Annotated in this window: 7 protein-coding genes; 6 read left to right on the top strand and 1 reads right to left on the bottom strand. The window is 64.4% G+C overall.

Going from position 1 to position 16,329, the window contains the following annotated elements; genetic code table 11:
- Window positions 1-133: 133 nt before the first annotated feature.
- The 6 genes from ACQS5P_RS01190 to ACQS5P_RS01165 all read left to right on the top strand — a co-directional run bounded on the left by ACQS5P_RS01190 (window position 134) and on the right by ACQS5P_RS01165 (window position 13,455).
- Window positions 134-2,737, top strand: coding sequence for a hypothetical protein (locus ACQS5P_RS01190; protein ID WP_428939076.1), 2,604 nt, complete (start codon window positions 134-136; stop codon window positions 2,735-2,737).
- Window positions 2,738-2,801: 64 nt separating this feature from the next.
- The gene (locus ACQS5P_RS01185; protein WP_428939075.1) at window positions 2,802-4,412 is read left to right on the top strand and encodes an SLC5 family protein; all 1,611 of its coding nucleotides are present in this window, start codon (window positions 2,802-2,804) and stop codon (window positions 4,410-4,412) included.
- A gap of 10 nt (window positions 4,413-4,422) precedes the next feature.
- On the top strand, window positions 4,423-6,816 hold the full coding sequence (locus tag ACQS5P_RS01180; protein WP_428939074.1) for a hypothetical protein: 2,394 nt from the start codon (window positions 4,423-4,425) through the stop codon (window positions 6,814-6,816).
- Between the two features lie 30 nt (window positions 6,817-6,846).
- The gene (locus ACQS5P_RS01175) at window positions 6,847-9,255 is read left to right on the top strand and encodes a hypothetical protein (RefSeq protein WP_428939073.1); all 2,409 of its coding nucleotides are present in this window, start codon (window positions 6,847-6,849) and stop codon (window positions 9,253-9,255) included.
- A gap of 22 nt (window positions 9,256-9,277) precedes the next feature.
- A complete protein-coding gene (locus ACQS5P_RS01170) occupies window positions 9,278-11,695 on the top strand; it encodes a hypothetical protein (RefSeq protein ID WP_428939072.1) in 2,418 nt (805 codons plus the stop codon).
- 104 nt (window positions 11,696-11,799) lie between these two features.
- Window positions 11,800-13,455, top strand: coding sequence for a hypothetical protein (locus ACQS5P_RS01165; protein ID WP_428939071.1), 1,656 nt, complete (start codon window positions 11,800-11,802; stop codon window positions 13,453-13,455).
- Here ACQS5P_RS01165 and ACQS5P_RS01160 read toward each other — a convergent pair.
- Window positions 13,412-16,210, bottom strand: a complete 2,799-nt coding sequence (locus ACQS5P_RS01160; protein WP_428939070.1) for a tetratricopeptide repeat protein — start codon at window positions 16,208-16,210, stop codon at window positions 13,412-13,414. The two genes, ACQS5P_RS01165 and ACQS5P_RS01160, sit on opposite strands and share 44 nt — an antisense overlap.
- Window positions 16,211-16,329: the final 119 nt, after the last annotated feature.

The raw sequence follows: 16,329 nt of genomic DNA, 5'->3' as shown, positions 1-16,329 counted from the left end.
CGAATGGATCGATCAGATTTCGCGTCAGCGGCGGTGGCTGGTTGGCGTTGGATCGGACACGGCTTGCGAAGCACGCCGGGGATCGGGTAGAACACACGCCTGTGATTTTCTCGATTGAATCCGGATTTTATCGATGAACCGATTCAAGCGTATCGGGTGGATCATGGCGGCGGCGATGGCGCTGGCGATGCAGGCGGGCGAGGTGGCCGCGGCGGGGGCGCGGCAGCCTGTCGATACCGTCAACGCCGACGTGCTGCCGGCAGCGCCGCTGCGCCGTCCTCCCGCACCGCTCCATGCCCCTCAAGCGCGACGCGACCGCGATCAACTCCAACTCAGCAACGCGTTCCTCACCGTCGAGATCTCCGAGTCGAAAGGCACGGTCCTGGCCATTGTCAATCACCTGACCTCACGGCGGTATGTGCTCAGCGGTGATGTCATTGGCGCAACCATCATCACCGGCGCCGGCAAGCTCGAATGGACCGACCGCCGATTGACCAGCGTCGCCGACGCCCAACCGCACGGCGACCAGCGGCTGGCTCGCATCGTGCTTGAGCAGCAACTTCAGCAGGGACTGAGCATCCGCGTCACATACACGCTGCACGCCGATGAACACTGGCTCCAGCGGCAGATCAGCATCGACAGTGGGGATGCCAAGCCAGTGATCGATCGTTTGATCTACGGCTCGGCGGAGATCGATGGTGGCCGACCACGTGTGCTGGAGCTGGGCAGGTTCGATCGGCCCAGAATCATTTCCGTGGCAGACGACGGAGGCACTTTTGCGGGCGTCGGACACTGGTTCTATCAGGTTCGTGATGACGGGACTTTCCAGAACCAGCAGATGGGCTGGAAGCACAACGGCGGAGTGTTCGATGCCGAGCCATTCTACCTCGGCGTTTTCGCCAGCGAGCCTGGCGAGCCATATCCGGGATGGATGTGGTACAGGGGGTTTCTTGAGCGGCGAAAGGCCTCAGCGGCCAGGCACGCAACCTGGTTCAGTTGGAACGCCGGCTGGGGGCAATGGGGCGTGGACATCGACGATCCGGTCGTGCCGGCGTATCTGAAGCGAATGGCGGAGCTGGGGATCGACGGGGTGATCTTCGGCTCCGGAGGACTGGGCAAGGGAATCGACGGGTTCATCAAGCTGGCGAAAACGGATGCGACCACACAGGCGAATCTGGCCGAGCTGAAGCGTTTGCGCATCGCCGGGGGAACGCTGAACAACGGGCAGAAGAAGTGGGACGACCCGGCGGCGCAACCAGCGCTGATCGAAGAGCTGAATGCGTATGCCGCCGCCGGATTCCAGACCACCGCCTTCGACTTTTACAGCAGCCCCGACACCTATGTCGCGCATCGAAACACGTCGGATTACTTCCACGCGGCGCTGGAGAAACTGCAATACACGGAATGTCACCTGGGCATGGCGGTCTATGGGCCGCAGTTTCAGCGGCTGGTGCGCGTGAATCATCCGGATGACATCCATGGCTTCGACATCGCGCACTTTTCGGCGGACTGGGCGACGTTCCTGGCGTTCCGCGACAGCCGCCGAAACTGGCAAAGAAAGTACGAATACCTCATGCCCGAGGACGGGCTGTACTACTTCCTCACCCACTACTCAAACTGGGGCAACCCCCGCCGATACACCGACCCTGAGCCTCAGCAGTTCACCTACAGCGTTCACGCCTACTGCGGCATCGGGTTTAACTTTCACGATACGTTCGGCTGGAGGGAGACGATCGCGGCATCCAGCGCGTTCACAGCAGCACCGGTCTTCGGGCACATCGAGATGAAGATGCCCGCCGCGGATGTCGCTTACGCCAGGCGATTCTTTGACTGGATGCGCGACAATGCCGATGTCCTGCGACCTGCCCGGGCTTGCGCCGAGACGCAGGATCACTGCGTCGTCAGCAAGATCGTCCACGGTCGGGGGCTGATCTATGTACTGAACTACGCACCGGGCACTCGCCGTTTTGAGTTGAAACTGAAAACCGGCCACGATGGACCATTGCTCATCCGGCAGATCTATCCCTCGCTGGAGCAGGCGCAGGCGTTCAAGGACGGAGATACGCTCAAGGCGAGCGTTCGTGGCGAAAGCTGCGCCATCTTCGAGGTGAATGGCGCGCTTAAAACCCTGCCGCCGACCAACCGCAGCAGCTTCCCGATCGATCTGGCGGACTGGTCGCGGCAAGAGGACCAATGGACGACCGGCTTCCACATGCCCGATATGCGCGCGGCACTGGAGCAAGCCTCGGATCCGACTCTGCCAAGAGAGTTGCTCAGCCTGGATCAGGTGCAGGACACTCGCCCGGATCTGCTGAATCCGATTTCGCCGGATGGATCGTCAAACCTGACCGCGGCGGTGAAGTGGATCGGCAAGGGCAAGTTGCCAGCGGAGTACCTCAAGACGTACGGCTTCACCGAGCAGAACACCGTCGAGACATGGAAGATTGTGCCCTGGGCATATGCGGATCGGGTCTGGCTGATCTACCGCCCGAACAAGCCGGTGCTGATGACATCGCCGGCACAGCCGACGCTTGCGGTCAATGATCAGCAGATTCCGCTCGTGCCGCGAGTGGATCATCGCTTCGAGCGGGTCGAGCAATGGACTTGTCCACTGTATTACGCCGACATCACCGGCGTCGTGCGTTTCGGGGAGCATAACAGCATTCGGATCGGAGAACCTGAGCCGACACAGGACCCGCCGCTGGCATACGTGCTGACCGCGGCGGACCGGCAATGACCTGACTGTCCGTGCGGGGCACGAGGGTCAGGCACAGACAAGAGCAACGCGCCGCAAGCCACACATGAACCGCCTCGATTTGCTCATCGTCGCCGCATCGCTGTTGATCGTGCTGGTGATCGGATTGTGGGCGGCGCGACGTCGCAGCGAAACGGCCGAAGGCTACTTCCTGGCCTCGGGGAAAATGCCCTGGTGGATCATCGGCAGTGCGTTCGTTTCAACCAGCGTCTCCAGCGAGCAGATCGTCGGCACCGTCGGCGCCGCCTACTCCAAGGGAATGCTCATCGCCAACTGGGAGTGGTGGACCCTGCCGACGTACCTGCTGCTGATTGTCCTGTTCATTCCGCTGTACCTGCACAATCGTGTGACGACGGTGGCGGACCTGCTGGACCGGCGCTTCGGCCCACTGTGCCGTGACCTGTATAGCTGGGTCATGCTCGGCGCGTACGTTGTCGTTTTCCTGGTGCCGGTACTGTATGGGGGCAGCCTTGCGATCTCGCAATTGATCCACTGGCCAGAGGACCTGGCGCCCTGGGGGCAGCAGATCGTGCTGTGGATGATGCTGGCTCTTGTCGCCGCCTACACCGTCAAAGGCGGGCTGGTGTCGGTCATGTGGACCGATGCGGTGCAGTGTCTGATGCTGGTTGGTGGCGGGCTGGTGCTGTTCTTCTACGCGCTGTCGCACGTTCCCGGGGGGTGGCAGGCGATGGTGGAGGCCAGACCCGATCGTTTCAGGCTTTACCAACCGCCTAACGATGCGGACGCGCCTTTCCTGGGGCTTGTGGCCGCTTCGCTGGGCGTGTTCCTGTTCTATCAGGCCGGCAACCAGGTGATGGTGCAGCGAGTCCTGGGGGCGCGATCGACCTGGGACGGCATGATGGGCATCATCTTTGCCGGATTCATCAACCTGCTGCGACCACTGGTCACCTGCTTCCTGGGGTTCGTCGTCTATCACTGGATTCATGTGATGGGTCGCAGCCAGCCACTGGACAATCCGGACCTGGCCTTTCCCTTCGTGCTGCGCACGCTCTCTCCGGAATGGGGGCTGCGCGGCATCGTGCTGGCAGGTTTCGTTGCGGCGGTCATGTCCACCCTCAGCGCGCTGTCCAATTCCACCGCTACCCTGTTTTCCCTGGAAGTGTATCGCAAGCTGATTGCCCCGCACGCTACCGACCGCCAAACCGTCGTCGTCGGGCGAATCGCCTCCCTGGCGGCGCTGGTCCTGGCTGCGGCCCTGGCGCCGCTGGTGCCCAAATTCGGAGGCATCTTCCGGTACTTCCAGACAGCCGTGACGTATCTGGCCACCCCGTTCATCTCCGTCATGCTCCTGGGAATCTTCTGGAAACGCACGACCTACGCGGCGGCAGTGGTGGGGATCATCGGCGGGCTGGTTATCCAGATCGCTCTCGGCGTGTGGCTGCCTCGCCTCTGGACAGATCTTCACTGGCTCTACATCGCGTTCATCGCCCAGGTGCTGACCATGGCGCTGGTGGTGGCGGCTTCGCTGCTCAGTCCGCCTCCACCGGAGCATCGCTGGCGACCATTCCTCTGGCGTCCGGCGCTGCTGTGGCAACTGTCGTCAGGTACCACCGGCCGTGCGTGGTATCAGAGCCTGTGGCTGTGGGGCGGCACATACGCGGCGATCTGGATCGGCATCTATGCGTGGTTCTGGTAACCGAAACAATATGCGAAGAACAACTGTCTCAATCGTCTCCGTCCTGCTGTCGATTCTGGGGGCCTGGTCACAGGCCGAGGAACCCAATGTCAACCTCGCCCGGACCTGGTGGCCGGAACTGACCAATGTCATCACGCCCGTTGGCTGGCGCGATCACATGCATCGGTTCAACGTTGTTTATGACGGCACGATCATCGCGCGCCCGCCGTCCAAGCCCTCGCAGCCGGACAGCGACGCCAGTGATCCGCTGGCGGGCGTGCAGCTTGGGTTCTGGCCATCGGCGGAGCCGGACCGTGCCCCGCCCTCGACGCAGGAATCGATCGCGATGTTTGGCGGCAGGCGTGTCGGCGACCAGGGATGGACCGATGACCCCGCCCCCGTGCTCTGGACACGATGGAAACCGCAGGAACCGACCAGCCCCCTGGCAGGACTGGAGCTGCGAAGCTTCGTTTTCGCGCACAAATCCGGCGGCGGAGACTCGCTCACAGGTCTGGAGCCGATGTACTGCTGGATCCGACTGCAAGTCACCGCGCGTGAGGCAACGGCCAGGGCCGAGCAGGTCAGCTTCTTCGTTCGTATCAATTCGCCGCACATCAAGTTCGACATGATTGAAGCCAACAACTTCCGGGTGCAGTCCGAGCAATCGCTGTACCCACGCAAGCTGCACCCCGAGCCGGATGCCTCTGGTGCGCTGCTGATCATCGAGCCGGACGGTAAGGTTCGCATGGGAGTGCTCAACGGTGCGGACAGGGCGCGGTTCATCCCGCCTGCCCAGGGATCCAACGATCAGTTCATCTGCGTCACGATGCCCGCTACAGCGGGCAGGCATGTCGATCTTCTGGTTCCCATGCTGCGGCAGCCACGCGAAGACTTCGTGGCGGAGGCGAGGCTGCGATGGGAAGGCGCCCTCCAACAGGCCAATGCCTTCTGGTCGCCGCGCCCCGCAACCGCCGCGCAAATCCACACGCCCGAGCCGCTGATCAACGCCGCCATCAAACACAACCTCAAGCTGTCGCGAATGATCTCGCTGACGATTCCCCAAACCCGCCAGAAGACGCTGCTCTCGGGGTCGATGGTCTATTCCATGCTCTGGATCACGCCCACCAGCATGACCAGCCACATGTTGCTGGACCCGCTCGGGTGGCACCAGGACGTGGACAAGTACCTGGAGATCCACCGTGAGGAACAGGGCAAAGTGAAAGCGCCGGGACCCAATTACCCGCAACATCCGGGGTACTTTGGGGTGCCGGCACCGATCGACTCGGGCAACCAGTGGCTCACCGATCACGGCGCGGTGATGCTTACCGCCGCAAGACATGCGATGCTCACGGACGACCTGGCGTTCATCGAGAAGTGGACGCCGGCGCTGATCAGGGGCTATGAGTTCATCCGCGATTCCCGCCGCCTGCCGCGCCAGCCGCCGCAGGCGCAGGGGGTCATGCCGACGGCGTCGGCTTCGGACATCTCTCGGCCGATCCAGTCGTTCTGGAGCGACGCGTGGAACTATAAGGGCCTGTCGGCGACGGCGCGGCTGTTCCAGCGGATCAACCATCCCCTGGCCTCGGAAATGCAGCGTGAAGCGGAAGACTACCGCCAGGCGATCGTCAGGGCCTTCCGCGCCAAGGCCGCGCGGATGCCCACGTGGAAGGATGCCTCGGGAAAGGATCGCACGCTGGTGCCGATGACCGTCAGCGATGAAGACACTGACGGCTACAGCGCGCAGCATCCGTTCTACCTGGACACCGGCCCGATGTTCGGCGTCTGGGCGGGCGTCCTGCCGGCCGATGATCCGCTCATGATCGACGCCGTTGAGTTCTTCCGCCAGGGTCCGCACACACGCGGCGAAAAGCGGGACGAGCGTTTTGATTGGAAGAACGCCGCGATGCTCGTGCATGAGATGTCAAACGCCGAGCCATGCTATAGCTGGAACGTCTTCCACAGCCACCAGCTCGCTGACCGGCAGCGTTTTCTCGAGGGCATGTACAGCATCTTCCTTGGGGCCATGTCAACCCAGACATACATCTCGTGCGAAACGCGCGGCGGCATCACCGAGAACGTCTTCGCCGCCCCCCTGGGCATCAATCTTGTGCGGCTGGCGGTCGTCGATGATGAAGTCGAACCCGGCACACTGCATCTGATGCGCCTGGTGCCGCTGGCGTGGTGCAGTGCCACCGAACAGACGCGATTCGAGAACATGCCGACCGAGTTCGGCCCGGTGACGCTGAAGTGGCAGCTCGCCGACGGCGGCAGGACGCTTCAGGTGCAGTACGCGCCGTCATTCCGCCGCGCGCCGCAGGCGGTGCTGCTGCATGCTCCACCGGTGCCGGGGCTGGAGAAGATCGTCGTGAACGGTCGCGAGCATCAGGCGGATCCGAACATTCCGGTGAAGCTCGATCCGATTTGACATCCGCGCGATGTGCAGGAGGAGATTCTCGTGCGAACCTGTTGGTGGTTGATCCTGGCCGTGCTGCTCGTGCTGTGGACGATTTCCCACGCGATGGCTCAGGCCGCCGAGGAGCCGAGCGTCGCCCTCGCCAGCACGTGGTGGGCCGAGCTGCGCAACGTCGTCACGCCAATCGCCTGGCGGGATCATCCCCATCGCTTCTGCGTCGTGTACGACGGCACGATCATCGGGCTGCCGCAGCCACAGAAGCTGCTGCGACATCCGTGGGATACGGGCCAGCCGCTCGAAGGCGTGCAGCTTGGCTTCTACCCTTCGCCTGACGGCACTTTGCCTCGCCAGCCGACCGAGCAGCATCAGCTTGCACTGCCCAACGGGAATCGCGTCGGAGATCAGGGATGGCATGAGTGTGCCGCGCCAGTGCTGTGGACGCGCTGGCGCCATGACACCGGCACGCCGGCGGGGATCACGCTGCGCCAATCCGCGTTCGCGCATATGTCCGGCGGCGCAGAAGCGCGCACGGGCGAAGAGCCGGTGTTTGCCTGGATCCGCCTGGAGGTCGTCGAGCGCGCGGCGCAAGCGACGGCCGATGAGTGCAACGTGTTCGTCAAAGTCGCCTCGCCGCACATGCGATTCGACATGTCGCGCGACCAGACCTGTCGCGTCATGCCGGCCCTGTCCACGTATCCCGGACGACTGCGCCTGGACCCCGGCGGGCAGGAGCATCGCCCCGGAGCCTTCCTTGTGGAGGATGATCGCAAGGTGCGTCTGGTGGTGCTGCCGGGCGGCGATGCCCGGTCGATCAGACATCTGCCGCCGAGCGACAAGCAGCGAGATCATTTCCTTCAGATCATCCTGCCCGCGACGGCCGGGGCGCAGGTGGACCTGCTTGTGCCGATGGTGCCCTCCGACCGCGCCGCCATCGCCGATGAACTGGCGATTGGTTACGACGGCGCGCTGCAACAGACTGAGGCATTCTGGTCTGCGCGTCCGGCGACGGCTGCGCTGGTGCACACGCCCGAGCCGCTGATCAACGCGGCGATCCAGCACAGCGTTCGCCTGGCGCGGATGATCAGCACGACGGTCCCCCAAACGCGTCAGCGCTCGCTGCTCACCGGAGCGATGCACTATAGCTACCTGTGGGTCACGCCCACGTGCATGACCAAGCAGATGCTGCTGGATCCGCTCGGCTGGCACGACGATGTGGACAGGTATCTGGAGATTTACCGGCAGGAGCAGGGCCGGCGGCGCCCGCCCGGACCGGAGTTCCAGCCGCATCCCGGGCACTTTGGAACTCCGGATGTGCTGGATTCGGGCAATCACTGGATGACGGACCACGGTGCGGTTCTGCACACGGCGGCGCGGCATGCGCTGCTCACGGCAGACCAGCAGTTCATCCGGCGCTGGCAGGATCCAATCCTCAAAGCCTGCGACTTCATCAAACAAGCGCGACGCCTGCCGCGCGCCGCTCCGGGCGCGCCGGGCGTGCTGCCCCCGGCCGAGGCGACCGACATTTCACGCCCGATGCAGGCGGTCTGGAGCGACGGATGGAATTACAAGGCGCTGGCGACGGCGGCTCGCCTGCTTCGCGTTCTGCAACATCCGCGCGCCGAGGAATTCGAGCGCGAGTGCGACGAGTATCGCCAGGCGATCATCGCAGCCCTGCGTGCCAAGGCGGCGCGGCAGCCGCGCTGGACCGACGCCTCCGGCCGGGCGCGATCCATCGTTCCCATGACCCTCAGCACCGACGACGCCGATGGCCTGGGACACGAGCATCCCTTCTACCTCGATACCGGGCCGATGATGCTGGTGTGGGCGGGCGTGCTGCGGGCGGATGATCCGCTCATGCGCGACGCGGTGGAGTTCTTCCGCCAGGGACCCCACACACGCGAGGCGGTCATCGGCGAGCTGGACTGGAATGTCAAGCCGCGCCTGGTTCACGAAGTCTCCAGCGGCCTGCCGTGCGCCAGTTGGAACGCATTTCACAGTCATCAGCTTGGTGATCGGCAGCGGTACCTGGAGTGCATGTACAGCCTGTTCACGGGCGCGATCTCGCGACAGACCTTCGTTTCCTGCGAAACCATCGGCGGGATCACGGAAAACGTCTTCTCGGCCACGCTGGCGGTGGAGCTGGCGCGGCTGGCGGTCGTCGATGATGAAGTCGAACCCGGCACACTGCATCTGTTGCGCCTGGTGCCGCTGGCGTGGTGCAGTGCCACCGAACAGACGCGATTCGAGAACATGCCGACCGAGTTCGGCCCGGTGACGCTGAAGTGGCAGCTCGCCGACGGCGGCAGGACGCTTCAGGTGCAGTACGCGCCGTCATTCCGCCGCGCGCCGCAGGCGGTGCTGCTGCATGCGCCGCCAGTGAAGGGATTGGAAAAGATTGTGATCAACGGTCGCGAGCATCGCGCCCAACAGGGTGCATCGATCAGGCTTTGAAGTGTGCAAGGAGATTCAACAGATGTGGACACTGATCGCGCTATTCGGATTGCTGCTGGTCATGGGGATGACCTCGTGGGGCATGGCCGACGAAACGGAGCCGAACGTGGAGATCGCCAGCCGGTGGTGGCCGGATTTTCCGAAGCTGGTGACACCGGTGGGCTGGAGAGATCACCAGCATCGGATCAATGTCGTGTACGACGGGACGACCTTCGCGTTGCCGGTGCCCGGGCAGCATCTTGGGCGTCCGCCGGGCACGCCGCAGTGGCGCGAGGGCGTGCAGCTCACGTTCACGCCGTCGCACGACGGCACGATCATTCCGCCGCGACAGGACGAGCACCAGCTTTCGATGCCGGACGGCAGCGAGATGGGCGACCAGGGGTGGACCCCCGACGCGGCGCCGGTGCTGTGGACGCGATGGAAGCTTGATCAAGGTCCGATGCGGGGAATCGAGCTGCGATACCTGGTCTTTGCCCACATGCTCGGCGGCGGCGAGCCGCAGACGGGCGAGGAACCGATGTTCGGTCGCATCCGGTTGGAAGTGTCACGGCGCGATCCCTCGGCAAGCGCACCGGAGTGTGGCTTTTTGATCCGGCTGAATGCTCCGCACATTCGTTTTCGGATGCTCGAGCATGAAAACGCGATGGTGTTGCCGCAGCTCTCGACCTATCCCCACTCGCTGCGCCTGGAGCCGATCGCTGCGGCCGCGGGCACCGGCGGGCTGCTGATGGAGGAAGACGGACGTGTGCGTCTGGCGGTCGTGCCGGGGGCGGTGCGGACGCTGCGGTTCACACCCCGCCCCGATGAAGGACGCGACTGCTACCTTTTCATCTCCATGCCCGCAGTTGAAGGATCGCACGTCGACCTGATCCTTCCGGTGGTTCAGGCCGATCGCGCAACGCTGGAGAAGGAGCTGGCCATGGCGTGGGAGACAGCGCTGGCGGAGGCCAACCGCTTCTGGACGCCGCGCCCGCCAACCGCCGCGACTGTCCGTACTCCCGAGCCGCTGATTAACGAAGCGATCTTCAACAGCGTTCGGCTGGCTCGGATGATTTCGACGACGATCCCGAGCACCGGTCAGAAGACGCTTCTTTCAGGCTCGATGATTTACGCCAAGCTCTGGATCACCCCGACGAGCATGGTCAGCCACATGCTGCTGGATCCGCTGGGCTGGCATGACGAGGTGGAGAAATACCTGGAGATCCACCGCCTGCGGCAGGGCGAAGTCAAGCCTCCGGGCGATATCTTTCCGCAGCATCCCGGGTACTTCGGGGTGCCCAGGGAGGTCGATGCGGGGTACCAGTGGCTGACGGATCACGGGGCGGTGATGTACACGGCGGCGCGGCACGCAATGCTCACGGGAGACCAGCCATTCATCCAGAAGTGGACGCCGGCGCTTTTGAAGGGGTACGAGTTCGTCCGCGATGCCCGCCGCCTGCCGCGAAAGCCGCCGGAAGTCGAGGGGATCATGCCCTCGGCATCGGCTTCGGACAAGAAGGATCCGCTTCAGTCGTTCTGGAGCGACGGGTGGAATTACAAGGGTCTGGCGGAGACGTCGCGGGCGCTGGCGATGAGCCATCATCCGTGTGCGGCGGAAGTGCAGCGTGAGGCAGAGGACTATCGCGCCGCGATCGTCGCCGCGTTGCGCGCCAAGGCCGCCCGCATGCCCAAATGGAAGGATCGCTCGGGTCGGGAACGCACGATCGTGCCGATGGCGCTCAGCGCCGACGACTCCAACGGCTACGGCATCGAGCATCCCTTCTACCTCGATACCGGGCCGATGTTCGGCGTCTACGCGGGCTTGCTGCCAGCCGACGATCCGCTCATGCGCGACGCGGCGGACTTCTTCCGCGAAGGCCCGCACACGGCCGATCCCGACACCACCTTCCTGTGGACCAAAACCGCCCGGTTGATCCACGAGATGTCCAGCGCCGAGCCATGCTATAGCTGGAACGTGTTCCACACGCACCAGCTCGGGGATCGGCGACGGTTCCTGGAGGGCATGTACAGCCTGTTTACCGGCGCGATTTCCCGGCAGACCTTTGTTTCGTGCGAAACGCGCGATGGCATTACCGCGACCGTCTTCGCCAACCCGGTGGCGTTTTACCTGGCGCGGCTGGCGGTGATCGACGACGAAATCGAGCGCGGCAAACTGCACCTGCTGCGCCTGGTGCCGCTGGCATGGCTCAGCGACACGCAGCAGTCGATCTTCCAGAACATGCCGACGGAGTTCGGCCCGGTCACACTGAAGTGGATGCTGCGTGATTCCGGACGAACGTTGGATCTGACCTGCACCGCGCAATTCCGCCGGCGACCCGACGCAATCGTGCTGCATGTGCCGCCGCTGCGACAACTGGAGAAGGTCGTGATCAATGGAGAATCAAGCTTGGTGCGCGCCGGCCAGCGGCTTTCGCTCAGGCCGGAATCGCTCGGCTCGTAGAGCGGGGTGTGGCCGGCGTCGGCCGCGTGTCGCACTTTCGCCAGGAATACAACTGTCGCGGGTATCGCGCCGTCAATCTGGGTTTTTCAGCGGAGGATTCTGACATGTGTGCGAACAAACAGCGTTTGCGAGTGGTGGCCTTTTTCGTGGCGATGATGCTGAGTTGGCTGGTGGCGACGCCCGGTCAGGCCGTCGTGCATGAGAAGGGCTACGGCGAGCCTTACGATCCAGCCGGAAAGCGCATCGTCTTCACGACCTGGTACTGGGTTCGTCCCGGACAGATGGACTGGCAGGACGATAGCGGCAGGAGCGTGTTCGCGAACAAGAGCGTGATGGCCGGGCCGTTCGACGCGCACTTCGTGAACATCGATGGCCCGTGGGGTGTGCGGCTGGTCGCCGAGCGCGCCCAACGCGGTGGCAAACTCGAGATCAAGCCCGAGTACCCCTGGGAAGCCAAAGACATCACCATCACGCAGCTTCTGCCCACCCCCGAGGGCAAGATCATGGCCTGGGGAACCTGCACGGGCGAGGACGGGCAGACGCGCAACTGCTACCTGGAATCGACGGATGGGATGACCTGGATCCGACCCAACCTCGGGCTGGTCGAATACAACGGCAGCAGGCAGAACAACCTGACGCCCGGCGGTCCCAGTGGGCACGTGTTCATCGATCCAACCGCTCCGCCGCAGGAGCGGTTCAAGTCGGCGTCGAATTCGGATCTGAAGCTGAACCAGCCCGAAGATCAGGCCAGGTTCGAAGCCTACAAAAAGCGCCGCCCGATCCAGCAGATGGCCCTGGAGACCGATCCCGGGCGAGCGCATGCGATCTTCGGCTTTGTCTCGCCGGATGGCATCCAGTGGAAGCGGCTGGACGATCCGCTTTCCGTGGAGGTCAGCGATGGCGATCAAAGCGTCTACTGGGATGCGGACATCAAAAAGTACGTCATGTACGCCCGCACATACTTTGTCGGGCCCCGGGCCGACGGCTATCCGCTCAAGCACGAGCGGCGGCATCAGTTCATCGGGCGAAGAGCCATCGGACGGTCCGAAGCCAGCGACTTCCGTGAGTTCGGCCTGTCTGAGGTCGTGATCGACACCCGCAATGACATGGCGCCGACCGATACGTTCTACCTCAATTGCTACACGCGGATTCCCGGCATGGGCCGATCGCACCTGATGTTCGTTTCCCGCTACATTCAGGCGGAGGACAAGACGGCGATCGACCTGTACACCAGTTACGATGGCAAGAGCTGGCACGAGGCGCCGGGATCGCCGCTGCTGGAGACCAACAAGTTCGGACAGTGGGACGGCGGGGACATCTTCGCCTACCCGAACCTCATCGAGCGCGGCGACGGGGACTGGCTGCTGCTGTACCGCGGCGACAACTTTCCCCACAAGTACCCGCGCGGCAAACAGGCCAGCGCCTGGGGCACGGCGGTCTGGCCTCAGGGCAGGCTCATGGCCATCGAGGCACCACTGGAAGGCTTCTTCGCCACCCCCGCGTTTCTGCTGCCGGGACAGAAACTGCGGATCAATGCGCTGACCAGCCGCGTCGGGGAAATCCGCGTCGAGGTCGCCGACTTCTACGGCAAGACGATCCCCGGCCGCAGCTTCGCCGACTGCAATCCGATCATTGGCGATCAGTATCGAACCCCGGTCACCTGGAAGAACGGCGACAGCATCGGTCTGCCACTCAACGAGCCGGTGGTGCTGAGATTCAAGATGAGCCGGGCGAAGATCTACTCGCTGGATTTTGAGTAGAACCACCGGTGGTCGGCGCGGTTGACGGCATGGTGGCCGACTGCCGGGCGCGGTCGTGCCAGTGCCGGGCCTGCTGGAGATCGCCGAGCTGCTCGTGCGCCAGCGCCATGGCCGTGGCGATGCGGTGCAACAGTTGCGGGTCGGGGCTGGGCATCTGGCCAGTCGCCGCGTCGGCGCGCTCGAGCACCACCAGCGCATCGCGCGGCCGGTTCAGGTTCGCCAGGCACTGCCCGTAGGCCACCAGCAATGCCGGGCTGATCGACGTGATCCCCATCGCCGCGGCGCGGTTGTATCCCTCGGCCAACAGCGGCTCGGCGTCGGTCCACTTGCCCTGAAGCGTCAGGACGAATCCGAGCTTCATGCCGAACAGCGCAACGGCGGGGTGGTCGGCTCCGAGGGTCTGACGGGCCGTGGCGATGGTCTGGCGATACAGCGACTCGGCACCGGCCGGGTCTCCGCGCGCCGCAATCACCCACGCCAGGTTGCTTTGTGCCGTGATCGTGTCCAGGTGAGATTCGCCGGCGGTGCGCTTCAGGCGATCCAGCACGTCGCGAAAGATGGCTTCGGCCTCGGTCAGTCTGCCGGTCTGCTGGAGGAGCAGGGCATGGTTGCCGCGGAGCAGCAGGGTGCCGGGATCGTCCTGGCCGAGCGTGCGGCGACGGCGCTCGATCGCATCGGTGTAGATTTTGCCGGCATCATCGAATCGTCCAACGGCCGCACAGGCCAGCGCCGTGTTGTTCGCGATCGTGATCGTGTCGGGATGGTCTGCACCATTGACCCTGCGTGACAGCTCGAGGGCCTCGGCGAGCAGGTCTGCGGCGGCGCGGGCATCGCCGCGGCGACGCAGCAGCTCCGCCAGGTTGTTCATCAGCCCGATGACCATCGGATGATCCTGACCGCGACGCGCCCGCGCGTCGGCCAGTGCATCGCGATAGATCGCCTCGGCCTCGGGCATCCTGTGCTGTCGCAGCCGGAGCGAAGCGAGATTGTTGAATACGCTGATTCGCGTCTCGGCATCGACACTCCCCACCCGCTTGATCCGGTCGATCGCATCGCCCAAGAGGGCATCAGCTTCCTTGAGCTTGTCCGGCGTCTCCGTGGACATCAGCACGTCGGCCAGGTTCGACTGCGTCGCCAGCGTGTCGGGGTGATCGGAGCCGGAAGCGCCGCGGCGAAGCGCGTACGCCCGGCGCAGCTCCGTTTCCGCTTCGGCCATCTTTCCCTTGTCCCGCAGCGCAAGCCCCAGGTCATTGAGCGTGCCGCTTACGCGGCGCGTCGATTCCTCATCGATCGGGTTGTCCAGCTCCAGCGCGCGGCGCAGTTGTCGCTCGGCCTGATCCAGCAAACCAAGCGACCGATAGGCCGCGCCGAAGATCTTGCGAAGATAGGCTTCGACGATGCGGTGCTGGGGCGGCTGGGCATCGACTCGCCGGGCAGCGCGGTCCAGGACCTCGCGCACCAGCACCTCCCGCCCGCGCGACTCCGCCGGATCGATCGACGTGAACATCTCGATGAGGAACCTGTCGGTCTGGCGCTCGTACTCGCGCGCCTCGGCCTCGGCCAGACGCGCGGCGACGGCGGCATCCCGTTGTCGGCGGGCGTTGACAAAGCCCATCGTCGTGCCCACCAGCCCCGCCGACAGCGCGATCAGCAGAAGCACCGAGACGCCCAGTCCCCATTTGTGGCGGCGGACGAACTTGCGGGCGCGATAGAGCCGGCTTGGCGGGCTGGCCGCGACAGGCTCATCCGCGAGATAGTGCGCCACGTCCGCCGCCAGCGCCGCAGCAGACTCGTATCGCCGCGTGCGGTCCTTCTCCAGACATTTCATCACGATCCAGTCCAGCTCGCCGCGGAGCAGCGTGCCCAGCTTCCGGGGCTCGATCTGCCGGCTGGCCGCCACGCTCGGCAAGGCGTCTTTCATCGTGCTCAGCCGTGTGCTGGGCGGCGGGGGATCGACCTCGCGGATGATCCGCTGGATCTCGTTGTACCCGGCGCTGCGCAGCGAGCGTGCATCGAACGGCAGCGCGCCGCTGAGCAGCTCATACAACACGACCCCCAGCGAGTAGACGTCCGTCCGCGTGTCGATGTCGATCGCCAACTGCGATTCGGCCTGCTCCGGCGACATGTACTCCGGCGTGCCGACGAGCTGCCCGGATTCGGTGAACAGCGTGCGTTCGGTGAGCCGCTGTGCCACCGCCTTGGCCACGCCGAAGTCGATCACCTTCACCAGCGGCTTGTCGTCCTGCACGCTGACCAGGATATTGGAGGGCTTGATGTCGCGGTGGATGATTCCCTTCTGATGCGCATGCTGCACCGCGCTGCATGCCTGCGCGAAAAGCTCCAGCCGCTGCGGCACCGTCAGCCGGTGGCGATCGGCATACGCCGTGATCGGCTCGCCAGCGACGTACTCCATCACGAAGTAAGGCCGGCCGGTCTCGGTGGCGCCGGCATCGAGCACCCTGGCGACATTGACGTGGTTCATCACCGCCAGCGCCTGTCGCTCGGACTCGAACCGCGCGATCACCTGCCGCGTGTCCATGCCCAGCTTGATGATCTTCAGCGCCACGATGCGGTTGATCGGCTCGCGCTGTTGCGCCTTGTAGACCGTGCCCATGCCCCCTTCGCCGATCGGCTCGAGGATGTGATACGGCCCGATCTGTGTCGGATGGCCAAGCTCGCGCACGGCGGCGATGACGTTGCCAATGCCCGCGCTGGGATATGGCGCCGCCGTTGGTTGCTGGCCGGTGTCGGACATGCGTCACCTCCGTCCCCGCACGGAACAATAGCGCTATCAGGCTCGCCGAGCAAAGCGCATGATGCGCCGATGGGGCGTTGGGCAGACGCAAGGCCGCGCCAGCATCAGCAGCCCCGTTT

The sequence above is a fragment of the Fontivita pretiosa genome, from assembly GCF_050410795.1.
GTDB classification, from domain to species: Bacteria; Planctomycetota; Phycisphaerae; order Tepidisphaerales; family Tepidisphaeraceae; genus Fontivita; species Fontivita pretiosa.
This window is presented reverse-complemented; position numbering and strand designations above follow the sequence as displayed.